Source organism: Delftia sp. DLF01 (assembly GCF_014852125.1).
Taxonomy (GTDB): domain Bacteria; phylum Pseudomonadota; class Gammaproteobacteria; order Burkholderiales; family Burkholderiaceae_C; genus Comamonas; species Comamonas acidovorans.
In genome coordinates this window covers 253649-279392 of record NZ_JACVAZ010000006.1, presented here as the reverse complement: position 1 = coordinate 279392, position 25744 = coordinate 253649, and the positions used below count along the sequence as shown (strand labels likewise).

Genomic DNA, 25744 nt, shown 5'->3' with positions numbered 1-25744 from the left:
CAAGTCCCAAACAATCGATCCCGGGAACCAAACCATGCTCATTACCCAGTGCAAGAACTCCTGCACCACCCTAGCCCTGAGCGCGTAGATGTAAAAGAATTGGCGAATCAGGCCAACAACCCTGAAAAGTGCATACCGACCAATGATCCGCCTTGGGAAGCCATCTATCAGCAAAGCCGACGCTGGCTAAACTTGGGGGCCTTGAAACCATGCAGTTGCGTCAGCGCGCTATTATTCCCACCGCCTACGATCTTCAAGCACAGCACAGCGTGGTGGTGAATGGACACACATTGCAGTCCAGCTGCCAAAGAGGCCTGTGTACTGACTATGACGACTACAAACGCAGACGTGTAAGCAAGGTTCATATCGCCGTAGATACCTTGGTTCATCTGCTTGCAGTGCAAGTCATGCTTGCCAGTGAGCAAGTACAGCAAGCCACACGACACAGTGTCGAACCGGTAAGGGCAACCATAAGCTACGGGATTGAACTGCCTGAGGTGAGCAAATGCCTCGTATTGCTGCCCAGGCGCTGGGTAGTGGAGCGCAATTTTGAACGGCTTGCGATTTTTCTTTGTATGGCGCGGGACTATGAGTGACTACCTCAGGTTTTGAGTGGACTGCTCCTTCTGAGTATTTGCTGTGACCAAGCCGCCGGCAGCGGCTCAGAAATTGGCATCGACTAGGAAGTCGTGTGACACGATCTAGACATGCATAATGCAGGTTACTCTTTCTTTTATTTAAAAAGAGAATTAAAATAATATTTAATTTTATAAACTTGGATGTTTTTTGATATCCATGATTTATTTCTGAAACAGGGGATTTTTAAATGTGTTTAATATCCGATCAAATTAACATAAATAATATGGATTTCTTCTTAAGAAATTCTTGTATTCTGAAAGAAAAATATTTTTAAGGAGAAATTAATGAGAGTGATCGCAATAATTCCTGCAAAAGGACATTCGGGTCGAGTACCACAAAAAAATTTCCGTCCCTTCCATGACGATCAGTCATTGCTCGATTTGAAAATTAAGCAATGTAGAAGAAGTGAAGTCTTCGATGCCATTTATGTATCAAGTGATGTCGAAACAGTGCAACTGACAGCACAAAAAAATAATGTGGATTTTCTTTTGAGAGATCCACGATTCTGTCTTGATGAAACCCCATGGAGCGAAACGCTGTGCGGAATTTTGAAGCAGACACCAGAGCCTGATAGTACATTGGTCGCTTGGTGCCCACCTACATCTCCTATTTTCGATCGATTCTACGATGCAGTAAAGACTCTGGCAGAAAACTCCGAGTATGACTCGCTCATGACCGTGACTCGGATGCAACATTATTTTCTCGGACCTGACCTGCTTCCTCTCAATTTCCAGTTTGGCGTCTGGGCAAGCTTCTCTCAGAAACTGCGTCCAATCTATCAGATGAACTGCGCACTATGGCTTGCGCCAAAGGCTCTGATGATGGCCAATCGGTTCCAGACAGGAGATAGTCCTTATTTCATGGAAACAGGAGCAACAGAAGGGATTGACATAGATACGATGGAAGAATTCGAATTAGCGCAGATTATTTATTCAAGAAAAATCAATTGCAATAATCCATGAATGAATTGAATACACCCACACTGCTCCCTTTTGCTATAAAAGTGACGATCACCGAGAAGCATATTAGACGTATAGTTAAAGCAGGTATCGCAACCAGTTGGGATATCGGCGAGGTGGATCAAGGAAGGGGTTGGCTGGCAGAGATTGGACAATATATATTTAGACGAAATATTTCAATTGAAGGACCTTGCGGATTTTATGGAGGAGTTTACGGACCGAACGCATGGACCGCCGAAGGGGGACTTTGCACAATGGGGGCTGCTTCATATTCTCATTCACCTTTACCTGAAAGTGTTGTAGTGGGCCGCTATTGCTCTATTGGCAAAGGCTTGAGTTTTTTGGATTTTTCGCATCCCACGAAATGGTTATCTTCATCAGTCGCATTTTTTAACCCCATGAATGTCCACTCCACTTCGGCATTGAGTACTATGGTGGATCGGCAGGGACGGGAAAATAACGAATATTTCCAGCGCCATGATTTTGATCCAAAACTTGGATTGAACTACCCTATTATCGGCCATGATGTCTGGATCGGAGAGCGTGTGAGCTTAGCAATGGGTATTCGTATAGGTATAGGCGCTGTCATTGCGGCAGGTTCCATTGTGACACGGGACGTTCCTGCATATGCCATCGTGGCGGGAGTCCCTGCAACGGTCAAGCGCCTGCGTTTTAAGGAATGCATAGTGGAACGCTTGCTTGCCAGCCGCTGGTGGGAATACCATTTCGCGGATCTTCAACTGCTGAACGTGAAAAATCCCGAGGATTTACTTGATCAATTGGAGGCTAAGAAGCAAAGTTGCTGCTTGAACCCCTGGAATCCACCCAAGATGGATTTCCCTAATGACTTGATATTTGAGGACTGAGCATGTTTTCATCAGATCTGTGCAGTCGCATACAGGAGTCTCTTGATTCGATATTAAGGGGGCGGGATCATATCCGCTTAAAAGAGGATAATAGCTATGTCAGCGAAGGTGACTTGCTTGTACAGTCTCTAGCACAAGAATGGAAACGTACCAAATTGCCGCATCATCAGCTCATTTCAGAAGAAATCTCTTCTTTCACTGATGAATGGGATCCATACGGGAACTATGTCATTCTTGATCCCATCGATGGGACTGAGAATTTCATTTCCGGTCTAAGGGAATGGGGCATGGGGATTTCTATATACTCTCAAGGCGTGCATCAGGAATCCTGTATTTTTTTGCCAGAGTTAGGCGAAATGCAGATAACTGGAATGCCTTGGCACAGATACAAATCACGCATCATGGGTCTTTCCTCATCGCTAACGAGTGAGGATCTGGCGAATTTGCCAAAACGCTCTGGTGTAGAGTTCCGGATCATTGGTTGTGCAATGTACAACCTGCTTATGGCGGCGCGTGGGTCATACTGCACATTCGAAAATGTCAAGGGTGTGAATTGTTGGGATATTTTGCCTGGCCTAAATCTGGCACTTGAAGCAGGCTGCAAGACATGGGTAGATGACGAGCCTTATCGTGGTCAGATACTTTTCCCTGTCAAGAAATATAAGATAAAAATTGAGCAAGGTGATATATGAATTCCGTTAATGTTGAGAAATTGATTCTATCCATCGGAAACAAAAAGGATGCGGATATTGCCATCATAGGCAAAGGCGCCAGCATCGATGCCATTAATCTAATGATATTGGATGGAATGATCGTAATCAATGCCAATGATTCGGAGTCTATCTACCCAGGAGATATTGGAGTATTTCATCATGGCTGGGTTTTGGATCGATTCGAACATGTGAAGCCTCAGTGCAACCTCTATGTCACTGACCGGCACCTTCCTTTGAATGTTCCTGTCCTTTCTGCTCGCTACATTTCTCCTGAAGACGAAGACGAGCTTTTTATTCATCGTTTTTTTGATGAGTCCAACATTTGGCTCGAACGATCTGCTGTGATCAATTGCCTACGGATCGCTAATGAGATTGCGAAGGCACTAAAAATTCGCAAGAGGGTTTTTTTGCTCGGTTTTGATTTTTCCATTGAAAATGGATTTTCCACCCATATTGAAAATGGATTTCATGGTGCGGAATCAGAATATATACAAAATATTATCAAATCTCAAGAGAAATATCTGGAACATCTGTTAAGCGAGCGCGATCAGTTGTCTGTGGATGTGGCTCATATTGGCTCTCGTCCGTACAGCTTGTTCACCGTGAACGCATTCAATGCTTTACGAGGCAATATTTCGTTCAAGGCAGCTTCAACAATCGATGAAGGAGACGATGCACGCGTCAAGATTGTTGCCGAAATCACAACGAATCACTTCGGTGATAAAGACCGATTGATGGCTATGATTCGTCTTGCTAAAAAATCTGGCGCAGACTATATCAAGCTGCAAAAGCGTGATGTCGAGACTTTTTACGATAAGGAAACACTGGAGAAATCTTTTAAATCTCCTTTCGGGAAAACATTTCGCAGTTATCGTCTTGGCCTGGAACTGAGCAAAGAAGACTTTCGATGGGTGGATGGTTTTTGCAAGGAGATAGGAATCGGCTGGTTTGCCTCCATTCTTGATGAAGCATCTTTTGATTTCATAAAAGAGTTCAATCCCCAGCTGATAAAAATACCTTCGACTATATCTAACAAGACATCTTACCTGAAGGCGGTCGGATCAAAATGGAACGGAGGAATAGTAATATCTACTGGTATGACTGGATCGGAGTACGAGGTATTTATCGCGGAAAATTTTAGTCAGGCCAGCCATATATATCTACTGCAATGCACTTCAGCATATCCCACACCAGAAAATGATACGAACATTGGTGTAGTTAGGCACTATAGGGATATTTCGCGACAGGATTCAAGAATCATTCCTGGATATTCCAGCCATGATGTCGGCTCACTTTGCTCACAGCTCGCGGTGGCCGCCGGTGCAAAAATGATTGAAAAGCATGTGAAGCTTGGAAGTGTACAATGGGCACATTTCGATGATGTGGCTTTGGATCTATCCAGTGGAGAATTCGAGAAATTTGTCTCGGATGTGCGTCGTGCGGAGAAAATTGTGGGCTGCGAGAACAAGAGCATAGTTTTATCTGAACACCATAAGTATTGATGATTTTCAAATATATTTGACCGAACTTTTTTTACCTTATTAAACATAATCGCAATCTTGCCATTAGGATTTACGCAAACCATATGAGATGATAGATCTAATGATTAATTAATGAGATAGCTGAAGGATTCTACCTAAAAATCATCCAATGTGATTTTCAAAATAATTGATTACTGCCAATTTCTTCTTGCATCTTATACCAACTTCACGATGACCCACTTCGCCCATCGCTCCCGAGATTTCAGCCACGATGCCGTGAATTGTTTGCTGCGCCGGGATAAAATTACAGGGCGAATTCTATGGGAGCATGTACAGGGCGATATTTTCCAGTCTCCACGCGGTTGCTTGGTGCTCGATTATTAGGTCTTGAACAAGGAGCATTCGCACAGCGTCGAACTAGTTCGCCTGCAATACAGCGGCAATTTACATGACGTGGTCAAGGGAATCGGCATAGTCAATTGCCTGTACGTTAATCCCGATACGGGGCAGTACTGATCATGGACTATCGCATCTTCGACCCTGACGGCGATGGTAAGACCAAACTCGATCATGTGCAGGAGATGCTGACGGCAGCCATTGCCGACAAGACTTTGTCCTTGACCCACCTGTTGTTCGACAGTTGGTAGGCGACCAAAGATATGGTGCTGTTCGTCGAGTTGATTGGTAAGCTCTACTACTGTCCTCTCAAATCCAACCGCCAGGTAGGCGACAGCGCCGGGGCGCTGAGCTATCGCCGTGTGGATGAACTGCGCTGGGATGCAGCTGAACAAGCGCGCCGCAAAACTATCACAATTCGAGGGTTACCAAGGGACCACGAGGTTAAATTATTCCGGGTTGTGGTTTCAACCAGCCGCACGGATTAGATCGTCGCAAACGATCTTGCTCAAAATCCCATGGAGGCTACGCAAGAGGCGTGTACCCTTCGCTGGAAGATCAAGCAGTTTCACCGCGAACTCAAGCAGGTCACGGACGTGGAGAAGTGCCAATGTCACAAGGCCAGAATACAAAGAAATCATATTGCTTGCGCCGTGCTGGTATGGGTCAGGATCACGGCCATTGCCAGATAAGCAGAAACTAATATCTACGCGGTTAAGCAAGGATTGCTATCGGACCATTTGCGCCGGGAACTGCGTAAACTATCCATTTCTATGGCTTTTGCGTAAGTCCTATAACTCATCGAATCAATGGAGATCACACAATACAGATGAGCCCATCGATTCACGTACCACATTCAAAATACCTCGGCGCTGCTCGCAAGACATGCTAATAAAAAATGGCAGTCCCAAAAGAGTTCTTGCTAAGTTTTCAGCGTGGGGTGTCTCAAGCACAATGCAATGCCTGTGCAGCACATCCATATGCTGCAAAAGCGGCTGATACCACCGTCGCGTAGTAATACGGGCTTGCCGGCAGGCCTGCTCCAATCGATCGCGCGCCATCTCGCTGGGTAGCTGTGCACACAACAAGGTCGGAGCCATCAGGCAGGCCTCGCCGGCCTGGGCCTGCCACACCAGGGATCGGTTGCTGGCCAGGTTCAGGTCATGTTTCAAGCTGTCATGCAGCCTGCGGCGCTCTTCGGCATGGAGTTCCCATCGCCCGAGCATTTCCAGCGCAATGGCGGCGTGGTACTCGCTCATCTTGGCATTCGTGCCGGCATGGGCCAGCGCACCAACGGGCAGGCCCGCCTCCGGGTCGAGATTGATGCCGAAGTTGGACAGTTGACGCACCCTGGCCGCCAGCCCCGGACGTGTAGAGACAACCAGCCCGCCTTCCCCCGCTGGCAGGCTTTTGGTGGTGTGCATGCTGAAGACCAGGGTCCCCTGCGCACCCTGCAGCCACTGGCTGCCGTAGGCCGCCGCTGCGTCGACGATGACTGGCAGACCCGTGTCCTGTTCGAACTGCTGCCACGCCTGCATGTCATGCGGCATGCCGAAGGTAGCCACCGTCAGCACCGCATCAATGCGCATGCCGGCGCAGGCCGCTCGGGCAATATCGGGCGTCATCATCCAGCTGCACGGATCGACATCCGCCAGCACAGGCACCAAACCCGCGCGCAGCACGGCAGTGGCACTGGCAACGAAGGTGAATGTGGGCAGCAGCACGCGAGCGCCTGTCGGCAGCCCCAGGGCTTGCAGCACAAGCTCCAGCCCCTGCGTGGCATTGGCCACCGTGGTGACCTGTTCACCAGGCAATGCGAAGCGTTGCGCGAACTCTGCCTCCAGCTCCCGCACCAGAGGCCCGAAGTTTGAATAGTGCCGTGCCGCATGCATACGCTCCAGCCATGGCATCAGCGCCTGCGGAGAGGGCATGTCCGGGACCAGCAGAGGCACCCAGTCCGGCTCGGGATGGCGGGTCATGCAGCGGTTTCCACTTGGGCCAGCAAATGCTGGAGATCGGCTCCCACGCTCAGGGTCTGATGGTCGCCGCGCAGCCAGTTGACCCACATGAGCCGGTAGGCTTTCTCCAGCTCTGCCGTGCGCTCGGGGTAGTTCATCAGGACACTGGCCTGCAGCCGCGAACGGGCCTGGCTACGCTGCTGTGCCAGCCGTGCCGGATCCTCCATCAGGCGCAGCGCAGCCTGTACGTAACCGTCGACGTCCTTGGCGATCTCGCCACCGAAACCGATGCCCCGCAATGTGCCGGCCGTGGACGCATCCACACCACGGACCGCATCCAGCGTCACGATGGGCAATCCCATCCACAGTGCATGCAAGGTCGTGGTGCCGCCGCAAATGGGTGAGGTATCCAGCGCCACATCGGCGATATGCCCCAGTTCCATGAAGCCATCCAGCGGCTGCTGGTGCAGCACGGACACGCGGTCCAGCGGCATGCCTGCCGCCTCCACGCGTGGCTGCATGTGGGCCTGGGCGGCGTCCGGGTCCTGTTCCTTGACCATGATGATCAGGCGCGCGTCCTGGCGCTCGTGCAGGATACGTGCCCAGACGGACAGCATCTCGTCGGTGAGCTTGGCCGAGTTGTTGAGCGAGATGAGCGTGGGATAGCCATTGCGCAGCAGGGGCGGCTCCTCGCACAGCGGCGAATACTCGGGTGGAGAGTAGCTGGCCATGCAGCGCAGTTGGAAGAGCTTTTCCGAATAGTGGGGAGCATGGCTGGGCGGAGCAATGGCGCCATCCACCAATCGGTAATCCATGGCCTTCATCCCCAGCGTATGCATATAGCCCAGCCAGGTCACCTGCACGGGTGCGGCGCGGCGGGCGAAGACTTCCAGGCGGTGGCCCAGGGTGAAGCCTGACAGGTCCACCAGCACATCGATGCCGTCGGCGTGGATCTGTTCGTAGAGCTGGTCGTCGGTCTGCTCGACCGCATCGTGCCAGTGCGGCACCAGGGCGCGCAGCTTCTCGGTCATCTTGTCGGGGCGGCCGCTGGAGTAGACGTGGATCTCGACGTTGTCCGGGTTGTGGTGCTCCAGCACGGGCCGCATGAAGAAGGCCACCGAGTGCTGGCGGAAGTCGGCCGTGACATAGCCGACCTTGAGCTTTTTGCGCGGGTTGCGATCGCGCGGCGGAAAGGGCTTGGCGTTGCGGGTCAGCGGGTCGGCGAAGCGCCGGCCCCAGTCGCGCGCCACTTCCAGGGATTTGAGCGGGTCGCTGCTGGTGTGCGAGTGGATGTAGGCCCGCGTCATCCAGTGCGTGTTCTCGTTCTTGGCATGGCGGCAGGCGTCGTCGATCAGGTCGCAGGCCTCCTGCCTGCGGCCCGTGCTGAACAGGGCCAGCGCCAGCAGGCGCTGGGCGTTGGGCATGCGGGGCTCTATCTCCAAGGCCATCTGCAACGCTTCCATGGCCTGTGGCCAGATGCTCATGCGCACGTAGACAAAGCCGATGTGCAGCCAGACCTTGGAGTTGCGCGGGTCCCGGGCCACCAGTTGCGCCAGATCCGACAGTGCCTCCAGGAACTGCGCGCGATCGACCATGGAGCGGATGCGGGTCAGCTCGCTGTCGATGCTGGGCGGCTGCGCAGCGGCAGCAAAGGCGTTGGCAAGAGGTGAAGATGGCATGGCGATGCAGCAGAGGAAGGATCAGGCCGGCCCGCGGTCGGCCCGCGGTCCGCACGCTTGTGCGCGCGGTGACACAAAGAATAAAACTGTGCCGACTATCCTCGCATGCGCGCCGCGCGATCCGCTATTAAGCGCCCGCCTTGCAAGACTCAAACAGGCACCGATTTACCGGCCTTTTTGGGCTTTTGGCGCGCAGCGGCGCGTTTACACCTGCATCTCAGGGCTCTCAAGTATTGATGCCTGCGGTCGATAGCTTGACAAGCCATGGGTTCGTCGATGGCCGCCACCCCGCCACGGCCCAGTGTCAAAACAAGCGCGCATTTCCAAGCCAGTTCCGACTTTTCCATCGGGACACCTCTGACAGAATCCACTCCCATGCTTGTCATCATCGGATACATCGTCGCCTTCGGTTGCATCTTCGGCACCTATGTGCTGCACGGGGGCAACGTCCAGGTCATTCTCAAGGCCCTGCCCTTCGAGATGGTGACCATCGGCGGCGGCGCCATTGGCGCCTTCATCGTGTGCAACCAGCCCAAGGTGCTCAAGGCCACGGCCAAGGCCATCCCTGGCGTGATGAAGAGTTCGCGCTACACCAAGGCCCGCTTCATGGAGCTGATGGCCCTGCTGTACGAGATTCTGCAAAAGGCCCGCAAGGAGGGCCTGATGTCCATCGAAAGCGATGTGGAGGCACCCAACGAGTCGCCCATCTTCACCAAGTACCCCGAGCTGCTGGCCGACCACCATGTGGTGGAGTTCCTGACCGACTACCTGCGCATGATGGTGTCGGGCAACCTCAACTCCCACGAGATCGAGTCGCTGATGGACAGCGAGATCGAGGCGCATCACGCCGAAGCGCATGCCCCGGTCAATGCGTTGACCCGCCTGGCAGGCGCCCTGCCCGCCTTCGGGATCATTGCCGCCGTGCTGGGTGTGGTGAACACCATGGGCTCGGTGGGCCAGCCGCCTTCCGTGCTGGGCGGCATGATCGCCTCGGCCCTGGTCGGTACCTTCCTGGGCATTTTGCTGGCCTATGCGCTGGTGGAGCCAATGGCCGGCCTGGTGGAGCAACGCGCCCAGGATGCTGCCAAGGAACTGGAGTGCATCAAGACCACCTTGCTGGCCAGCATGCAGGGCTACAACCCCGCCACGGCCATCGAGTTCGGCCGCAAGGTGCTGTTCTCCACCGAACGTCCCGGGTTCCTTGAACTGGAAACCCACGTCAAGGGCAAGAAGTAATCCTGCGTCCAGCAGCGTCAAGCCATGGCAGAGAAAAAGTTACAGCCGATCATCATCAAGCGCGTCAAGAAGACAGCGCATGCACCCCACGGCGGTGCCTGGAAGATCGCCTATGCCGACTTCGTGACCGCGATGATGGCCTTCTTCCTGCTGATGTGGCTGCTGGGCTCCACGGCCAAGGGTGAGCTGCAGGGCATTGCGGCGTATTTTTCCTCTCCGCTGAAGGTGGCGATGGCCGGCGGCGACGGTGCAGGCAACAGCTCCAGCGTGATTCCCGGCGGCGGCAACGATCTGGCCAAGGTGCACGGCCAGGTGCGGCGCTCGGAGGCAGCGGACAGCTCCAACCGGCGCACCAGCGTCGATGCGGGCCGCGCTGACCAGGCCCAGGTGGATTCCAACCGCATCAAGGCGCTCAAGGCCAAGGTGGACGCAATGATCACCAGCAATGCACGCCTCAACGAATTCCGCTCGCAGATCCGCACCGACGTGACGCCCGACGGCCTGCAGATCCAGATCGTGGACGAGCAAAACCGCCCCATGTTCGACAGCGGCAGCGCCATGGTCAAACCCTACATGCGCGACATCCTGCGCGAAGTGGGCGCGGCCCTGGCGGGCGCGGAAAACCGCATCAGCCTGTCCGGCCATACTGATGCTGCCCCTTACGGCAATGCCGACCGCGGCTACAGCAACTGGGAGCTGTCCTCCGACCGTGCCAACGCCTCGCGCCGCGAGCTGGTGGCGGCCGGCATGCCGCTGAACCAGCTGGCCCGCATCACCGGCCTGGCCAGCAGCGACCTGCTGCTGCCCGATGATCCGCGTGCCCCGCAAAACCGGCGCATCACCATCACCGTGCTCACGCAGGAGGCTGAAAAGCGCCTGCTGGGCCACCGCGGACCTGTGACACGCAACGCCTTGCCGCCCTCATTGGCCGGCGGCAATGGCGGCACGGCGAATGCGGCCACCACCGAATCCGCAACCGGCGAGACCGCTGCGCAGCCCGCCGCCACCTCGCCTGCAGCTGCCCCGTCTGCGCCCGCGTCACCTGATCGTGTAACAAATTAAGGTTTGCGCCCGATGCTGCCGAAAAGCAGGAAAATTCCCACATTGCGCCAAGAAGGTTTCATATTGTTACCATCGCGGCGGATTCTTACCAGTACCGAGCACCTACCGACCGAAAGGGCCTCACGTGGCTAATGCCCTGCGTTTTTTGATCGTTGACGACTTCTCCACCATGCGGCGCATCGTGCGCAATCTGCTCAAGGAGAGCGGCTTTCCCGAAGCCGATGAAGCCGAAGACGGCGTCGTGGCACTGCACAAGCTGCGCAACAGCAAGTTTGATTTCGTGGTGACGGACATCAACATGCCCAACATGAACGGCTTCCAGCTGCTCACCGAAATCAAGCAGGACGACAAACTCAAGCACCTTCCCGTGCTGATGGTGACGGCCGAGGCACGCAAGGAGGACATCGTGGCAGCGGCCCAGGGCGGCGCGGCAGGCTACATCGTCAAGCCCTTCACCAAGGCAACGCTGGAAGAGAAAGTCAACCTGATCCTCAAAAAGCTGGGCCTGTAGGGCACGCGCCATGAGCAACCCGGATGTCCCCGACAGCGTCCACTACAAGGTGGGCGTTCTCACGCGCCAGCTGCATGACTCGCTCAACGAGCTGGGCTATGCGGACCGATTGCGCGGCAGCATGGGAGAGCTGCCGGACGCGCAAAGCCGCCTTTCCTACATTGCGCGGCTGACCGGAGAAGCCGCCGAGAAGGTTCTGAACCGCGTCGAATTGGCCAAGGTCCAGCAGGACCGGCTGGCCGAGCGTGTACGCGCCATGCGGGCACAGATGGTCGAGGACCCCGTGGCGGCCGTGGCCAAGGGCCGGGTGATGAACTTCCTGGAGGAAGTCGAGCAGGGCACGCAGCAGGCCGACGAGCACCTCACCGAGATCATGATGTCCCAGGACTTCCACGATCTCACGGGCCAGGTCATTGCCCGCGTGGTTTCGCTGGCCGCCGATCTGGAGGACCAGCTGGTGCAGCTGCTCATCCAGACCTCGCCCAACCCGCAGCAGACGGCGCTGGAGCCCCTGGAAAAGCCCAAGGAGCACCTCGCCGGCCCCGTGGTCGATCCCGAGAAGACGCCCGACGTGGTGACTTCGCAGTCCCAGGTGGACGATCTCCTGGCCAGCCTGGGATTCTGATCACCCCGGGGGGCGCACGGCGCCTCCCCTCTCATTGCAGGGCAGCCTCTTTCGCTTGGGCGCAAGGGGCTGACTGCCATCTTCGCGGAGCCCTTGCACCATGCGGCTGCCGTTCCTCCCCTTGTGCAGACAGCACATAAGCGCCGCTTGAGCCCCGCTTATCGGGGCTTCGCCTGCCTGGCTTGTTCCGACAATGACGCAAATCCTTCCGTCATTGCGCCATGGACTCCAGCCAAGACAAAAGCCTTCCCGCCACCGAACGCAAACTGCAGAAAACGCGTTCTGACGGCCAGGGTGCGCGCTCTCGGGACCTGTCGCACCTGGCCATCCTGGGCACGGGCGCGCTGATGATGCTGATGGGCGCCGAGCCCCTGATCCAGCACCTGCGCATGGCACTGGCCCAGCAGCTGGCCTTCGACGCGCACACGGCCAAGACGCCGGCCCTGATGATGGAGCGCATGCTGTCCATGGGCAGCCTGGGCCTGAAGATTTCCCTGGTCGTTGCCGCCGTGACCACGGGTGCGGCCCTGGTGTCGGGCATGCTGGCCGGCGGCTGGATCCTGAGCCTCAAGCCCATCCAACCGCAGTTCAACCGCCTCAATCCGCTGTCGGGCCTGACCAACCTGTTTTCAAAGCAGCAGATGGTGACCGTGGTGAAGATGGTGGTGATGACGGCCATCCTCTCCTTCGTGGCCTGGAAGTTCCTGAGCGGCCATCTCGCCGAGATCGCCGCCATCTCCTCCCAGCCCTCGGCCATGGCGCTGTCCATGACGGGGCAATGGCTGGCCAGCGGCGTGGCCCTGCTGCTGCTGGTGGTGTTCCTGATGGCCGTGATCGACGTGCCGCTGCAGGCCTACCTGTTCAAGTCGCGCCTGAAGATGAGCCACGAGGAAGTCAAGCAGGAGCACAAGGAATCCGACGGCAACCCGCAGATCAAGAGCAAGATCCGCCAGAAGCAGCGCGAGATCGCCGACCGCGCCAGCGTCAACGCCGTGCCGCGCGCCGACTTCGTGGTGACCAACCCCACGCACTACGCCGTGGCCCTGCGCTACGACGAAAAGACCATGGCCGCCCCGCAGGTCATCTCCAAGGGCACGGACCTGGTGGCGCTGAAGATCCGCGAAGTCGCGGGCGCCCACAAGATCCCGGTGCTCGAATCCCCCATGCTGGCGCGCGCCCTGTACGCGCACGCCGACCTGGACCAGGCCATTCCCGCCGCGCTGTACACGGCCGTGGCCCAGGTCCTGGCCTATGTCTACCGCCTGAAGGCCGCGCTGCGCGGCGAAGGCCCCATGCCTGGCGATCTCGGCGAACCCGTCGTGCCCGCCGAACTCGATCCGCACCAGGGCCGCCGCGCGCCAGGCGCCGCCGCGACCACTGAAGGTACTGCTCCATGACGACGAATCCGCTCCAATCCCTGCAATCGATGTGGTCGAGCGAGAACGCCAAGTTCGCTCAGGGCCTGATGGCGCCGCTGCTGGTGGTGGCCATCCTGGCGCTGATGGTGCTGCCCATTCCGCCGTGGCTGCTGGACACCTTCTTCACGCTGAACATCGCCGTGGCGCTGATGGTGATGATGGTGGCGGCCTACATGATCCGGCCGCTGGACTTCGCGGCCTTCCCGTCGGTGCTGCTGCTGACCACGCTGATGCGCCTGTCGCTGAACGTGGCCTCCACCCGCGTGGTGCTGCTGGAGGGCCACACCGGCCCCGGCGCGGCCGGCGCGGTGATCGAGGCCTTCGGCCACTTCCTGATCGGCGGCAACTTCGCCGTCGGCCTGATCGTGTTCGCCATCCTGGTGGTGATCAACTTCGTGGTGATCACCAAGGGTGCCGAGCGTATCGCCGAAGTCTCGGCCCGCTTCACCCTGGACGCCATGCCCGGCAAGCAGATGGCCGTGGACGCCGACCTGAACGCCGGTCTCATCGACGAAAAGGAAGCCAAGCGCCGCCGCGCCGAAGTGCAGGAAGAGGCTAATTTCTTCGGCTCCATGGACGGTGCCAGCAAGTTCGTGCGCGGCGACGCGGTCGCCGGCATTCTGATCCTGGTGATCAACATCATCGGCGGCTTCGCCATCGGCATGATCCAGCACGGCCTGTCGGCCGGCCAGGCCGCCGACAGCTACATCCTGCTGGCCGTGGGCGATGCGCTGGTCGCGCAGATCCCCGGTCTGCTGATCTCGGTGGCCGCGGCCATGGTGATCTCGCGCGTGGGCAAGGAAACCGACATGGGCCAGCAGATCGCGCAGCAGCTGTTCATGTCGCCCAAGGTGCTGGGCATCACGGCCGGCGTGCTGGGCCTGCTGGGCGTCATTCCGGGCATGCCCCACGTCGTGTTCCTGTGCACGGGCGCGCTGCTGGGCTGGCTGGCCTGGATGCTCTCGCGCCGCCAGCAGGAACGCGCCTCCCAGCAGACCCAGGCGCCCGCACCCGTGGCCGCGCCCAGCGACGGCGAAGCCACCTGGGACGACCTGCAGCCCGTGGACCTGCTCGGCCTGGAGCTGGGCTACCGCCTGATCACCCTGGTGGACAAGGGCCGCCAGGGCGACCTGCTGACCCGCATCAAGGGCGTGCGCCGCAAGTTCGCCCAGGAAGTGGGCTTTCTGCCCCCGGCCGTGCATGTGCGCGACAACCTGGAGCTCAAGCCCAGCGCCTATCGCATCACCCTGCGCGGCGTGATGGTGGGCGAGGGCGAGGCCTTCCCCGGCATGTTCCTGGCCATCAATCCGGGCGGCATCAGCACCCCGCTGATCGGCACCCAGACCACCGACCCGGCCTTCGGCCTGCCCGCCCACTGGATCGACGAACGCCAGAAGGAAGCGGCACAAATGGCAGGCTTTACCGTGGTTGATTCGGAAACCGTGATGGCCACCCATTTGTCACACTTGATGCAAGTGCATGCCGCCAAGCTGATCAGCCGTACCGAGACGCAGCAGTTGGTGGAGCATGTGGCCAAACTGGCTCCCAAGCTGATCGAAGAAGTCATTCCGAAAATGGTGTCCATCACGACGTTCCAGAAAGTGCTCCAGCTGCTGCTGGAAGACTCGGTGCACGTGCGTGACATCCGCACCATCATCGAGACGCTGGCCGAGCACTCCTCGACCACGCAGGACCCTGTCGAGCTGGCCCGCCGCGTGCGCATTGCGCTGTCGCCGTCCATCGTCCAGCAGATCTACGGCCCGACCCGCGAGCTGAACGTCATCGCCATCGAGCCCGGACTCGAACGCCTGCTGGTGCAGGCCCTGTCCAACCCCGGCTCCCCCTCACTGGATCCCGGCGTGGCCGAGATCCTCACCCAGAAGGCGGCCGACATGGCCAACCAGCAAGAAGAGCTGGGCCTGCCTGCCTGCCTGCTGGTTCCCGATTCCATCCGCAATTCCATTGCCCGCCTGGTGCGTCGCGTGGCGCCGCGTCTGCAGGTTCTCGCCCACAGCGAGATCCCCGAAACGCACACCATCCGCATCGGCTCGATTCTTAAAGGTGCATCCGCATGAACATCAAACGCTTCTACGCCCCCACCTCCCGCGAGGCCCTGGCCAAGGCGCGCATGGCTTTCGGAGCGGGCACCCTGATCCTGTCCAACCGCAACACGCCCGATGGCGTCGAGGTCATGGCCACGGCCGAGGACACGCTGGAGCACAGCAAGGCCGCTGCCAGCAGCACGCCGCTGCAGCAGGCCATCGAGCGCCGCTCTGCAGAGGAAACCACGGGCCTGCGCCCGCAGGTGCAGGCCAAGCTGATCCAGGCGCAGACCCAGCCGCGCACGGCGCAGCCGGCACTGCAAGCCGCTCAGGCGGCTCCATCGCGTGCTTCCCTGGCAACGTCGTCGGCGATTGCGCAGGCCATCTCGCAGGCGGCCTCGCTGTCGGCAGAAGGTGCCGAGCCGGCCGGCCTGCGCCAAAGCGTGCAGGAAGACACCGAACAGTTGGCCATGAGCACCCTGTCCTTCCAGGACTATGTGCGCGAACGCATGCTGCGCCGCCGCCACGAGGCCGGCGTTGACGAGCCGCTGCCCAGCTTTGCCCAGCGCCGCAGCCTGGGCGACGCCCTGCGCGAAGCACCGGCCGCCGCGCCCACGGCTGCACAGCAGCCGTTCAAGGCACAGCCCGCACCTTCCGTGGCCCGCCACAACCCGCTGCGCGCCAGCGCCGAAGCCCCGCTGCGCGAGACCCTGCGCAGCGAGCCCGCACCGACCATGGCCTCCCAGGCACTGCGCGATGAGCTGCAGTCCGTGCGCGACCTGATCGAAGAGCGCTTCAACACCCTGACCTGGCTGGGCCAGACGCGCCAGAACCCCATCCACGCCAACCTCACGCACAAGCTGATCCGTGCGGGCTACTCCCCCGTGCTGGCCCGCGCCCTGGTCGAGCACATGCCCCAGGACCTGTCCGCCGGCGACGCCGTGCGCTGGCTGATGCAGGTGCTGGAACGCAATCTGCGCACCGACGCCGACCAGGCCCCGCTGTACGAGCAAGGCGGCGTCTTCGCCCTGGTGGGCTCCACCGGCGTGGGCAAGACCACGACCACGGCCAAGCTGGCTGCCCTGTGCGCAGCCAAGTACGGCGCCGCCAGCGTCGGCCTGATCACCCTGGACACCTACCGCGTCGGCGCCCACGACCAGTTGCGCTCCTACGGCCGCATGCTGGGCGTGGTGGCCCATCTGGCCCATGACCGCGCCGCACTGCAGGACCTGCTGGGCCTGCTGGCCAACAAGCAGTTGGTGCTGATCGACACCACGGGCGTGGCCCCGCGCGATCCGCGCAAGGACGAGATCCTTGACCTGCTGGACCTGCCCGGCATCCAGAAACTGCTGGCCGTGAACGCGGCCGGCCAGGGCGATGCGCTGGACGATGTGATGCAGGCCTTCAAGGCGCGCGGCTCCAGCCAGGCCATCCTCACCAAGGTGGACGAGGCCGTGAAGCTGGGCCCTTCGGTGGACACGCTGATCCGCCACCAGATGCAGCTGCGCGGCGTGACCAACGGCCAGCGCGTGCCCGAAGACTGGGAACGCGCCGATGCGCAGCAACTGGTCTCCGCCTCCATGCGCGCCGCCACCCGCTCGGCCTTCGATCCCAAGGCGCTGGACCTGGACTTCTTCTTCACCCCGTCCAGCCCCAGCACGGAAGGCGAGATCCACCATGCTTGAAACCTTCCCCCAGTTGCACCAGGGCCTGGGCCTGCACGGCCAGCCCGGCGCCGCCGCTCCCATGGGCCTGCGTGTGCTGGCCATGCTGCGCGACACGGCCAACGACCCGCAGGGCCAGGCCGAACAATCCCTGCTGTGGCCGGTCTGTGCCAGCCTGCAGCGCCTGGGCCTGCCCGTTCTGGTGCTGGACGCCAGCCAGGGCGAGTCCGCGGATGCACCGGGCCTGGCGCAGCTGCTGCAGCAAAGCGCCTGGCAGGCCCGTACCGGCCTGCACCCCGATCCCCGCCACAGCTCGGTGGCCGTGCTGCCCGCCCGCCAGGGCCTGGATCTGCTGCCCCAACAGGCGCGCCAGGCCGGCATGACGCCCATGCAATGGCTGCAGCGCCACGTGCGCGGCTACGCCATCGTCATGCTGTATGCCAATGCCGACACGCTGGCCAGCAACCTGGCCGGCCAGGCCGTGCACCCGCTGATGGTGCTGCCCGAACAAGGCACCCGCGTGCTGGGCTGCTACCGCCAGCTCAAGCAGTTGGCGGTGCATGCCGGCCTGCGCTGCCTGCTGGCGCCGCTGCTGCCCAGCGCTGATGACCTGGGCGTGACCAGCTACGATTGGCGCCGTGGACAGACCGGCGCCCGCAGCCAGGCCGAGGATGCGCAACAGCTGCAATCCCAGATCGACGCGCTGATGCGCTGCGCGCAGCGCCACCTGGGCCATGCGCCGGGACTGCTGCCCGTGCGCCTGCACCATGCACCGGACTTGCAGCGCCTGGCGCTGCAACTGCTCAACCATGCGGGCAGCGTGTTGCCACATGGCGGCCAGGATCTGGCCGCCGGCTTCGCGCCGCTGCCCGCATCCCATGCCTGGAGCCACTGACTGCCATGTACACCGCCAAAGGCCAACTCGACCGCGATGCACTGATCCGTCGGCATGTACCTCTGGTACGCCGGATCGCGCTGCACATGATCGCCAAGCTGCCTCCCAATGTGGAGCTTGATGATCTGATACAGGTCGGAATGATCGGCCTGGCCGAAGCCCTGTCCCGCTTCGAGAGCGAGCAGGGCGTGCAATTCGAGACCTTCGCCAGCCAGCGCATCCGTGGCGCCATGCTCGATGAGCTGCGCGAAGGCGACTGGATGAGCCGCAGCTCGCGCAAGAGCCAAAAGGACATCGAGCACGCGCTGCACCGCCTGGAGCAGCGCCTGGGGCGCACGCCGCTGGAATCCGAGATCGCCGACGAACTGGGCATGGACCTGGACGACTACCAGTCGCTGCTGGGCAAGGTGCGCGGCACGCAGCTGGTGTATCTGGAGGACATGTCGGGCGGCGACGAGGGCGAGGACTTCCTCGAACGCCACGTGGCCGACAGCGGCGCCGATCCCTTTGCGCTGCTGCGCGACCACCGCCTGCGCGTGGCCCTGGTCGAAGCCATCAAGGCCCTGCCCGAGCGCGAGCAGTACATCATGGGCATGTACTACGAGCACGACATGAACCTCAAGGAAATCGCCGCCGTGCTCGGCGTGACCGAATCGCGCGTGTGCCAGCTGCACAGCCAGGCGATTGCGCGCTTGCGTACGAAGATGCGGGCGCACTGAAAGCTCCCCCTGAGCCGCTGCGCGGCTTCCCCCTCTCTACCCGCTTCGCGGGGGAGGGGGACGACACCCTCGCGGCGGGGCGGCCCTTGCTCGGTGTCCCTCGCTTTGGGCCTCGCCGGTTTTTGGCGCCGTGCGCCTGGTCTGATCTGGATTTGCGGGGCGATGCCGATCTTCTCCGCCGTCTCCCTTCCCTGCCCCATTCCCTTTTCTATGCGCTGCCGCGCATGGCTTGGACTTCGCGTTCGAAGATGCGCCAGAAGGCGGGTTCCTGCGTGGTGGCGAAGTTGATGCGCATGCAGGTGCTGGGCTGGCGGCCGGCGTGGAACATGGCGCCGGGGGCGATGAAGTAGCCGGCGTCCAGCAGGCGCTGGGCCAGGGTTTCGGTGTCCACGCCGGTGTCCACCCAGCCGAACATGCCGGCCGGCTCGGCCGCGAAGCGGGCGCCGGCCTGCTGGGCCAGTGCCACGCTGCGCATGCGGGCCTGGGCCAGGTGCTGGCGCAGGCGCTCGGCATGGCGGCGCAGCTGGCCCTGGTCCATGCAGTGGGCCAGGGCGCGTTCCATCAGCGAGGGGGTGGTGAGCGTGGACAGCAGCTTGGTGTCCACCAGGCGCTCCACCAGGGCGGGCGGGGGCGCCAGGTAGCCCACGCGCCAGTTGGGCGCCAGCAGTTTGGCGAAGCCGCTCACATAGATGCTGTGGCTGAGGCGGTCCAGCACGGTCATGCGCGCTGCGTGGTCGGGCGCGATCTCGCCATAGGTATCGTCCTCCACCACGTAGAAGCCGAATCGCCGCGCCAGCTGCAGCACCTCGTGGGCGCTGGCCGGTGACAGGCTGTAGCCGGTGGGGTTGTGCAGCACGCTCACGCTGACGTAGAGCTTGGGTGCGCAGCTTTCGCAGTAGCGCTGCATCACGGCCAGGTCCGGCCCGTCGGGGCCGCGTGGCACGGGCAGCACACGCATGCCCAGCGATGCCAGGCGCGCGAATTCCACGGCCCAGCCGGGCTCCTCCACCATCACCGGGTCGCCCGGCTGCAGCAGGGCGCGGCTGACCACGTCCAGCCCATGCGTTGCGCCCATGGTGGTGATGATGTGCTGCGGCGCCGCCGCAATGCCCAGGCGCGCCAGGCGCCGCGACAGCGCCTCGCGCAGGCCGATGTCGCCCAGCGGGTCGCCGTAGCCCACGCAGGAGTCGTGCAGGGACTTGCCCGAGCAGGCCTTTCGCATGGCTGCCGCCAGGAAGCCGGCCTCCAGCCACTCGGCCGGCAGCACGCCCGCCCCGGGCTGCGGCCTGCCGCCCACGCTCTGGTGGAACATGCCGCGCACCAGCATGGAGGCATTGATGCGCGTGCCCTTGGGCACGCCAGGGGCCTCCTCGGCGGGGACCGCACGGGCCTGTTCGGGCTGCAGCAGCGGCGCATCCTGCACGAAGTCGCGCACGAAGAAGCCGCTTTGCGGCCGCGCCTCGACCAGGCCCTGGGCCTGCAGCAGGTCATAGGCGGCCACCACCGTGTGCGTGCTCACGCCCTGCTGGCGCGCGCATTCGCGCACCGAAGGCAGGCGTGCGCCGGCAGGCAGCAGCCGCATGCGGATGCGCTCGCCCAGGCGTTCGGCCAGCTGGGTGCTCAGGGTCTGCGGCGCCAGCCGCGAGAGGGGAACGGTCATATGGAAACGGGTGTGAACGGCTGCGAACGGCTGCAAACGGCTGCGAATGGGTCACCAGAAAGTCACTGTATCGGGATAGGCACCAATACAGAACATGCAATTGAGGGTCCAACTGTATTGGCACTGTACAGGTCTTGCACCTATATTTCATGCATTCGTGCTGCGGAGAAGGCCTGCCGTGCCCTCCTCCCCAACAGCCCCTGCCGCCTGTATGGAGACCTTCGGGGCCACCGCCTCATGCCACCGTCCGAACTCACCGCCTTGCTGCTGCTCGCCGCTTCCATGAGCTTCAGCCCCGGTCCCAACACCACGCTGTCCACGGCCCTGGCCGCCAACCACGGCCTGCGCCCGGCGCTGCGCTTCGTCCTGGCCGTGCCCGTGGGCTGGTGCGTGCTGCTGGTGCTGAGCACGGCCGGCGTGGGCGCGGCCATTGTCGCGGCGCCGCTGCTGCTGTGGCTGGTCAAGGCCGCCGGCATCGGCTACCTGCTGTGGATGGCCTGGCGCCTGAGCCGCAGCGCGCAGATGGCTTCGCTGCAATCGCCGCAGCAGCTGCAGGTGGGCTTCTGGCAGGGCGTGGGACTGCAATTCGTGAACATCAAGGCCTGGCTGCTGGCCCTGGCCATCGTGGCCGGCTGGCTGGCCGGGCGCGACGACCTGACCGAGCGCCTGACCGTGGTGCTGCCCGTCATGGCCGCCTATGCCTTTTTCAGCAATCTGCTGTATGCCTGCGTGGGCGCACTGCTGCGCCACTGGCTGGCCCAGGGACGCAGGCTGCTGTGGTTCAACCGTGCCATGGCGACCATGCTGGCGCTGACGGCGATGTGGATGGTGGCCGCATGAGGGTCCTCCACCCACGCCCAGGCAAAGGCCGTACTGGCCTGCCCAGCTATTGAAGGGAGGATGCGCAGACCCTTCACGCCCGCGACAAAATACCCTCATTGCCGGCGCAAGAGCGAGCGCACTATCCGCACTCCGCTCTTCACATGCGGCCGGCCCGTGCCCCACGACGGCATGGCAATCCATACCAGCCCGCCCGCATGGCGGGCACCGCAAGACCTGGAACTGTTTTTTTTATGACGACCTGGACGCTGGCAGACCGTGCTGCCAAGATGAACCCCTCCGCCATCCGCGAAATCCTCAAGCTCACCGACCGTCCCGGCATCATCAGCATGGCGGGCGGCCTGCCCTCGCCGCTGGCCTTCCCGCTGGACGAGTTCACCCAGGCCTGCCAGACCGTGATGCAGCGCGATGGCGCCTCGGCCCTGCAGTACGCCACCAGCGAGGGCTTCGCCCCCCTGCGCCAGGCCGTGGCCGACTTCCTGCCCTGGGAAGTGGACCCCGACCAGGTGCTGATCACCACGGGCTCGCAGCAGGCGCTGGACCTGATCGGCAAGGTCTTCCTGGACCGTGGCAGCCGCATGCTGGTCGAAAAGCCCACCTACCTGGGCGCGCTGCAGGCCTTTGCACCGCAGGAACCGATTCCCGTGGGCGTGGACAGCGATGACGACGGCATCCTCGTCGAGGACTTCGCCGCCAAGGCCGGCACCGGCGCCGACAAGGCCCGCCTGGCCTACGTGCTGCCCAACTTCCAGAACCCCACCGGCCGCACCATGGCCGAGGCACGCCGCCAGGCCCTGGTGGACAAGGCGCGCGAACTCAACATCCCGCTGATCGAGGACAACCCCTACGGCGACCTGTGGTTCGAGCAGGCCCCCGCCCTGCCGCTGGCCGCGCGCAACCCCGAAGGCGTGATCTACCTGGGCTCGTTTTCCAAGGTGCTGGCCCCGGGCCTGCGCATCGGCTTCCTGGTGGCGCCCAAGTCCGTCTACAACAAGCTGCTGCAGGCCAAGCAGGCGGCCGACCTGCACACGCCGGGCTTCAACCAGCGCGTGGTCTCCGAGGTCATCAAGGACGGCTTCCTGGACCGCCATGTGCCCACCATCCGCGCCATGTACAAGCGCCAGCGCGATGCCATGCTGGCCGCGCTGGAACGCGAAATGGCCGGCCTGGACGTTCAGTGGACCCGCCCCGTGGGCGGCATGTTCCTGTGGGTTCGCCTGCCCAAGGGCATGGATGCGCAAAAGCTGCTGCCCGCCGCCGTGGAACGAGGCACGGCCTTCGTGCCCGGCGCGCCGTTCTATGCGGACGAGCCCCAGGCCAACACGCTGCGCCTGTCCTACGTGACGGTGTCGGCCGAGCAGATCGACAAGGGCATCGCCGCCCTGGCCGACGCCATCCGCTCGCAGCTGTCGGCCTGATACGCACAGCCCCGGCTGTTCCCTGAAAGCCGGCTTTGCGCCGGCTTTCTTCATCCTGCATTGCTCATCGCACCCCTGCCCCTTGCCATGACCTCCACCGCCGCTCCCCGCCAGCGCCCCTTCATGACCGTGGATGTGTTCACGGCACGGCCCTACCTGGGCAATCCGCTGGCCGTCGTGCTCGACGCCACCGGATTGACCGATGCGCAGATGCAGTCCTTCGCGGCCTGGACCAATCTGTCCGAGACCACCTTCGTGCTGCCTCCCACCGAGGCCGGCCGCGCCGCAGGCGCCGACTACCGCGTGCGCATCTTCACGCCGGGCGGCGAGCTGCCCTTTGCCGGCCATCCCACGCTGGGCAGCTGCCATGCCTGGCTGGCGCAGGGCGGCGTGCCGCAGCAGGCCCAGCGCATCGTGCAGGAGTGCGCCAAGGGGCTGATCGGCATCGAGCGCCAGGACGGGCGCCTGGCCTTTCAGGCACCGTCCACCGACATCAGCGACGTGGAGCCCGGCCTGCTGGAGGACGTGGCGGCCGCGCTGGGCGCAGAACGCGGCCAGATCCTGCGTGCGGCCTGGCTGGACAACGGCCCGCGCTGGATGGGCGTGCTCTTCGAACACCCCGACCAGGTGCTGTCGCTGGAGCCCGACCATGCAAGGCTCAAGGCGCTGAACACCAAGGTGGGCGCCTGCGCGTTGTACGACAGCGCGCAAGATGCACCGGCACTGATCGGCCGCAGCAGCCGCGAGGCCCGCGCCTTTGCCACGGGACAGCGGCCAGCCGCAGCCGAGACGGATGCCGCCCCCAGCCTGGAAGTGCGCGGCTTCGCCAGCCCCGTCGGCGTCACTGAAGACCCCGTCACCGGCAGCCTCAACGCCAGCCTGGCCCTGTGGCTGCGCGGCGAAGGCCTGCTGCATGCGCCCTACATCGCCAGCCAGGGCTGCTGCGTGCGGCGCGACGGGCGCATCCACGTCAGCGAGGACGCGCAGGGCGCGCTGTGGATAGGCGGCCATGTCGTGGAATGCGTGAGCGGCCAGGTACTGCTGTAGGGCCCGGCACGGCAGGCCTGTCGCCAAGGCGGCAGCCAGTCGCCCGCAGGACAAACACCAGCGCCAGCGCTGGCCACAATCCGCGCCATGGGAACCCTCTATCTTGTGCGCCATGGCCAGGCCTCGTTTGGTGCCGAAGACTACGACCAGCTCAGCGAGCGCGGCACGGCGCAGTCGCAAAGGCTGGGTGCCTACTGGCGCGAACGCGGCCTGCGCTTCGACGCGGTCTACACGGGCACGCTGCGCCGCCATGCGCAGACGCTGGCCGGCATCGCCGACGGCCTGGGCAGCCTGCCTGCCGAGCAGCACCGCACCCAGGCGCTTGCAGGCCTCGATGAATACGACAGCGGCGCGCTGCTGCAGGCCATCCATCCAGCGCTCCTGCCCAAGCCCGACACACCCGAGCTGTACCGCCACCACTTCCGCCTGCTGTGCGATGCCCTGGCCCAGTGGATGGCCGGCACCATCAGCCCCAAAGGCATGCCCAGCTGGGATGATTTCTCGGGCGGCGTCCGCCAGGTGCTGGAGCGCGTGCGCCACGAGCATGCCGACGAAAACGTGCTGCTGGTCAGCAGCGGCGGCCCCATCTCCACGGCCGTGGGCCATGTGCTGGGCACCTCGCCCGAGGTCACCATTGCGCTGAACATGCGCATCCGCAACAGCGCCGTGACCGAGTTCACCACCAGCCCCAAGCGCCTGATGCTGCAGACCTTCAACACGCTCAACCACCTGGACACGGACGAGCACCGCAGCTGGATCACGCACGCCTGATACGGCACCGGCAAGGCTGTCACACAGCTATCGCGCCAAGGCATAGCAGCCAGAACACGGGCGCTCTGGGCCGGCCTGCGCTTTTGCGCCAAACTCGCCGGCCAGGAGACAAAAGACCCATGAACAAACGCCGTTTCACGCGCAGCGCCCTGGCCTGCGCGGCCCTGCTGCTGGCCGCCATCACCAGCCAGGCCCAGCCCCTGTCGAACAAGCCCATCCGCATCGTCGTGCCCTTTGGCGCAGGCGGCGTGGCCGACGTCACCTCGCGCGTCGTCGCGCAAAAACTGGCCTCGCAGCTGGGCCAGCCCGTCATCATCGACAACAAGCCCAGCGCAGGCGGCATCGTCGCGGCCGACACCGTGGCCAAGTCCGCGCCCGACGGGCACACGCTGTTCCTCATGTCCAACGGCAGTGCCGTCACCGTGGGGCTGTTCAACCAGTTGCCCTTCGACATGGTCAAGGACTTCACGCCGATATCCACCCTGGGCTACTTCGACATCGGCGTGCTCACCGCCAGCGACTCGCGCTTCAAGAACCTGGGCGAGCTGGTGGCCTGGGCCAAGGCCAACCCCGGCAAGCTCAACATCGGCAGCATCGCCATCGGCAGCACCCAGCACCTGGCAGCCGAACTGTTCAAGACCACCGCCGGCATCGACGCCCAGATCGTGCCCTTCAACGGCACCCCTGCCGTGGTCACGGCCCTGCGCGGCAAGCAGATCGACGCGGCCGTGGAAATCCTCACGCCCATCATGGGCCAGATCAACTCCAAGGCCGTCAACCTGCTGGCCATCACCGGCGACAAGCGCTCGGCCCTGCTGCCCGGCGTGCCCACGGCCCAGGAGTCAGGCGTCAAGGGCTTCGTCGCCTCCTCCTGGAACGCCCTGGCCGCCCCCGCCAAGACCCCTCCGGAAATCATCGCCCGCCTGAACAAGGAAATCGCCGCCGCCGTGAACTCTCCCGAAGTCACGCAGAAACTGCGCGAGATGAACGTGCAGGCCCAATCCAGCACGCCCGAGCAGACCGCGCAATTGCTGCAGTCGGAAATCAAGCGCTGGGGCGACGTGATCGTCCAGGCCAAGATCCCGAAACAGTAAAAAAGGCCGAGCGCAGCGAAGGCCCGCAACCACTCCCCGTATGTCAGCGCC

24 protein-coding genes are annotated in these 25744 nt (G+C 61.9%); 21 read left to right on the top strand and 3 right to left on the bottom strand.

From position 1 onward, the window contains the following. The first annotated feature begins 152 nt into the window (after positions 1–152). The 7 genes from IB269_RS27035 (at position 153) to IB269_RS29160 (ending at position 5542) form a co-directional block, all read left to right on the top strand. On the top strand, positions 153–596 hold the full coding sequence (locus tag IB269_RS27035; protein WP_192368766.1) for a hypothetical protein: 444 nt from the start codon (positions 153–155) through the stop codon (positions 594–596). 327 nt (positions 597–923) lie between these two features. Continuing rightward, the gene (locus tag IB269_RS27030; RefSeq protein WP_192368765.1) at positions 924–1601 is read left to right on the top strand and encodes a cytidylyltransferase domain-containing protein; all 678 of its coding nucleotides are present in this window, start codon (positions 924–926) and stop codon (positions 1599–1601) included. After that, positions 1598–2464 (top strand): CatB-related O-acetyltransferase, encoded by an 867-nt coding sequence (locus IB269_RS27025; RefSeq protein WP_192368764.1) that lies wholly within the window; start codon positions 1598–1600, stop codon positions 2462–2464. Before IB269_RS27030 ends, IB269_RS27025 begins: the two co-directional genes overlap by 4 nt. Before the next feature lie 2 nt (positions 2465–2466). After that, positions 2467–3156 carry an inositol monophosphatase family protein gene (locus tag IB269_RS27020; RefSeq protein ID WP_192368763.1) on the top strand — a complete coding sequence of 230 codons (690 nt, stop codon included), beginning with the start codon at positions 2467–2469 and terminating at the stop codon, positions 3154–3156. Then, on the top strand, positions 3153–4679 hold the full coding sequence (locus IB269_RS27015; protein ID WP_192368762.1) for an N-acetylneuraminate synthase family protein: 1527 nt from the start codon (positions 3153–3155) through the stop codon (positions 4677–4679). The genes IB269_RS27020 and IB269_RS27015 overlap by 4 nt, the downstream gene beginning before the upstream one ends. Before the next feature lie 497 nt (positions 4680–5176). After that, positions 5177–5305 (top strand): hypothetical protein, encoded by a 129-nt coding sequence (locus tag IB269_RS29215; protein ID WP_263864463.1) that lies wholly within the window; start codon positions 5177–5179, stop codon positions 5303–5305. 12 nt (positions 5306–5317) lie between these two features. After that, positions 5318–5542, top strand: coding sequence for a hypothetical protein (locus IB269_RS29160; protein ID WP_225614312.1), 225 nt, complete (start codon positions 5318–5320; stop codon positions 5540–5542). A 318-nt stretch (positions 5543–5860) separates the two neighbouring features. On the opposite strand, the gene IB269_RS27005 is transcribed toward IB269_RS29160, so the two are convergent. Next, positions 5861–7033, bottom strand: coding sequence for a DegT/DnrJ/EryC1/StrS family aminotransferase (locus IB269_RS27005; protein ID WP_192368761.1), 1173 nt, complete (start codon positions 7031–7033; stop codon positions 5861–5863). After that, positions 7030–8691, bottom strand: a complete 1662-nt coding sequence (locus IB269_RS27000; RefSeq protein WP_192368760.1) for a glycosyltransferase — start codon at positions 8689–8691, stop codon at positions 7030–7032. The genes IB269_RS27005 and IB269_RS27000 overlap by 4 nt, the downstream gene beginning before the upstream one ends. A gap of 375 nt (positions 8692–9066) precedes the next feature. Between IB269_RS27000 and motA the strand changes: the two genes are divergently transcribed. The 9 genes from motA to IB269_RS26955 all read left to right on the top strand — a co-directional run bounded on the left by motA (position 9067) and on the right by IB269_RS26955 (position 18863). Beyond that, the gene (gene motA / locus IB269_RS26995) at positions 9067–9927 is read left to right on the top strand and encodes a flagellar motor stator protein MotA (RefSeq protein WP_012202536.1); all 861 of its coding nucleotides are present in this window, start codon (positions 9067–9069) and stop codon (positions 9925–9927) included. A gap of 24 nt (positions 9928–9951) precedes the next feature. After that, positions 9952–10989 (top strand): flagellar motor protein MotB, encoded by a 1038-nt coding sequence (gene motB / locus IB269_RS26990; protein WP_063327644.1) that lies wholly within the window; start codon positions 9952–9954, stop codon positions 10987–10989. Positions 10990–11113: 124 nt separating this feature from the next. Beyond that, entirely contained in the window at positions 11114–11500 is a 387-nt protein-coding gene (gene cheY / locus IB269_RS26985; RefSeq protein WP_012202534.1) for a chemotaxis response regulator CheY, read from the top strand. A 10-nt stretch (positions 11501–11510) separates the two neighbouring features. Continuing rightward, positions 11511–12125 (top strand): protein phosphatase CheZ, encoded by a 615-nt coding sequence (locus tag IB269_RS26980; protein ID WP_012202533.1) that lies wholly within the window; start codon positions 11511–11513, stop codon positions 12123–12125. 221 nt (positions 12126–12346) lie between these two features. Next, the gene (locus IB269_RS26975) at positions 12347–13522 is read left to right on the top strand and encodes a flagellar biosynthesis protein FlhB (protein ID WP_013800346.1); all 1176 of its coding nucleotides are present in this window, start codon (positions 12347–12349) and stop codon (positions 13520–13522) included. Continuing rightward, the gene (gene flhA / locus IB269_RS26970) at positions 13519–15618 is read left to right on the top strand and encodes a flagellar biosynthesis protein FlhA (protein WP_012202531.1); all 2100 of its coding nucleotides are present in this window, start codon (positions 13519–13521) and stop codon (positions 15616–15618) included. The genes IB269_RS26975 and flhA overlap by 4 nt, the downstream gene beginning before the upstream one ends. Then, positions 15615–17270: a flagellar biosynthesis protein FlhF gene (gene flhF, locus IB269_RS26965; RefSeq protein WP_192368759.1), complete on the top strand. Its 1656-nt coding sequence runs from the start codon at positions 15615–15617 to the stop codon at positions 17268–17270. Before flhA ends, flhF begins: the two co-directional genes overlap by 4 nt. Further along, on the top strand, positions 17263–18144 hold the full coding sequence (locus tag IB269_RS26960) for a hypothetical protein (protein ID WP_192368758.1): 882 nt from the start codon (positions 17263–17265) through the stop codon (positions 18142–18144). The genes flhF and IB269_RS26960 overlap by 8 nt, the downstream gene beginning before the upstream one ends. A 5-nt stretch (positions 18145–18149) precedes the next feature. Next, on the top strand, positions 18150–18863 hold the full coding sequence (locus tag IB269_RS26955) for an RNA polymerase sigma factor FliA (RefSeq protein ID WP_012202528.1): 714 nt from the start codon (positions 18150–18152) through the stop codon (positions 18861–18863). Between the two features lie 208 nt (positions 18864–19071). Here the strand turns inward: IB269_RS26955 and IB269_RS26950 are convergent, their stop codons facing one another. Beyond that, positions 19072–20523 (bottom strand): PLP-dependent aminotransferase family protein, encoded by a 1452-nt coding sequence (locus tag IB269_RS26950; RefSeq protein ID WP_034398015.1) that lies wholly within the window; start codon positions 20521–20523, stop codon positions 19072–19074. 237 nt (positions 20524–20760) lie between these two features. Here IB269_RS26950 and IB269_RS26945 point away from each other — a divergent pair, with 237 nt between their 5' ends. The 5 genes from IB269_RS26945 (at position 20761) to IB269_RS26925 (ending at position 25693) form a co-directional block, all read left to right on the top strand. After that, a complete protein-coding gene (locus IB269_RS26945) occupies positions 20761–21363 on the top strand; it encodes a LysE family translocator (RefSeq protein ID WP_034398013.1) in 603 nt (200 codons plus the stop codon). 233 nt (positions 21364–21596) lie between these two features. Continuing rightward, entirely contained in the window at positions 21597–22781 is a 1185-nt protein-coding gene (locus IB269_RS26940) for a PLP-dependent aminotransferase family protein (protein WP_013800341.1), read from the top strand. 87 nt (positions 22782–22868) lie between these two features. Then, positions 22869–23828 carry a PhzF family phenazine biosynthesis protein gene (locus IB269_RS26935; RefSeq protein ID WP_192368757.1) on the top strand — a complete coding sequence of 320 codons (960 nt, stop codon included), beginning with the start codon at positions 22869–22871 and terminating at the stop codon, positions 23826–23828. A gap of 87 nt (positions 23829–23915) precedes the next feature. Continuing rightward, positions 23916–24599, top strand: a complete 684-nt coding sequence (locus IB269_RS26930; RefSeq protein ID WP_192368756.1) for a histidine phosphatase family protein — start codon at positions 23916–23918, stop codon at positions 24597–24599. A gap of 119 nt (positions 24600–24718) precedes the next feature. Beyond that, on the top strand, positions 24719–25693 hold the full coding sequence (locus tag IB269_RS26925; RefSeq protein ID WP_013800338.1) for a Bug family tripartite tricarboxylate transporter substrate binding protein: 975 nt from the start codon (positions 24719–24721) through the stop codon (positions 25691–25693). The last annotated feature ends 51 nt before the right edge of the window (positions 25694–25744 follow it).

Coding starts and splice junctions, on each gene's coding strand:
- motB (WP_063327644.1), top strand. CDS start 9,952: ATGGCAGAGAAAAAGTTACAGCCGATCATCATCAAGCGCGTCAAGAAG.
- IB269_RS27030 (WP_192368765.1), top strand. CDS start 924: ATGAGAGTGATCGCAATAATTCCTGCAAAAGGACATTCGGGTCGAGTA.
- IB269_RS26935 (WP_192368757.1), top strand. CDS start 22,869: ATGACCTCCACCGCCGCTCCCCGCCAGCGCCCCTTCATGACCGTGGAT.
- IB269_RS26955 (WP_012202528.1), top strand. CDS start 18,150: ATGTACACCGCCAAAGGCCAACTCGACCGCGATGCACTGATCCGTCGG.
- IB269_RS26940 (WP_013800341.1), top strand. CDS start 21,597: ATGACGACCTGGACGCTGGCAGACCGTGCTGCCAAGATGAACCCCTCC.
- IB269_RS26950 (WP_034398015.1), bottom strand. CDS start 20,523: ATGACCGTTCCCCTCTCGCGGCTGGCGCCGCAGACCCTGAGCACCCAG.
- IB269_RS26925 (WP_013800338.1), top strand. CDS start 24,719: ATGAACAAACGCCGTTTCACGCGCAGCGCCCTGGCCTGCGCGGCCCTG.
- flhF (WP_192368759.1), top strand. CDS start 15,615: ATGAACATCAAACGCTTCTACGCCCCCACCTCCCGCGAGGCCCTGGCC.
- IB269_RS27000 (WP_192368760.1), bottom strand. CDS start 8,691: ATGCCATCTTCACCTCTTGCCAACGCCTTTGCTGCCGCTGCGCAGCCG.
- IB269_RS29160 (WP_225614312.1), top strand. CDS start 5,318: ATGGTGCTGTTCGTCGAGTTGATTGGTAAGCTCTACTACTGTCCTCTC.
- IB269_RS29215 (WP_263864463.1), top strand. CDS start 5,177: ATGGACTATCGCATCTTCGACCCTGACGGCGATGGTAAGACCAAACTC.
- IB269_RS26980 (WP_012202533.1), top strand. CDS start 11,511: ATGAGCAACCCGGATGTCCCCGACAGCGTCCACTACAAGGTGGGCGTT.
- motA (WP_012202536.1), top strand. CDS start 9,067: ATGCTTGTCATCATCGGATACATCGTCGCCTTCGGTTGCATCTTCGGC.
- IB269_RS26975 (WP_013800346.1), top strand. CDS start 12,347: ATGGACTCCAGCCAAGACAAAAGCCTTCCCGCCACCGAACGCAAACTG.
- IB269_RS26945 (WP_034398013.1), top strand. CDS start 20,761: ATGCCACCGTCCGAACTCACCGCCTTGCTGCTGCTCGCCGCTTCCATG.
- IB269_RS27015 (WP_192368762.1), top strand. CDS start 3,153: ATGAATTCCGTTAATGTTGAGAAATTGATTCTATCCATCGGAAACAAA.
- IB269_RS27025 (WP_192368764.1), top strand. CDS start 1,598: ATGAATGAATTGAATACACCCACACTGCTCCCTTTTGCTATAAAAGTG.
- IB269_RS26960 (WP_192368758.1), top strand. CDS start 17,263: ATGCTTGAAACCTTCCCCCAGTTGCACCAGGGCCTGGGCCTGCACGGC.
- IB269_RS27005 (WP_192368761.1), bottom strand. CDS start 7,033: ATGACCCGCCATCCCGAGCCGGACTGGGTGCCTCTGCTGGTCCCGGAC.
- flhA (WP_012202531.1), top strand. CDS start 13,519: ATGACGACGAATCCGCTCCAATCCCTGCAATCGATGTGGTCGAGCGAG.
- IB269_RS26930 (WP_192368756.1), top strand. CDS start 23,916: ATGGGAACCCTCTATCTTGTGCGCCATGGCCAGGCCTCGTTTGGTGCC.
- IB269_RS27020 (WP_192368763.1), top strand. CDS start 2,467: ATGTTTTCATCAGATCTGTGCAGTCGCATACAGGAGTCTCTTGATTCG.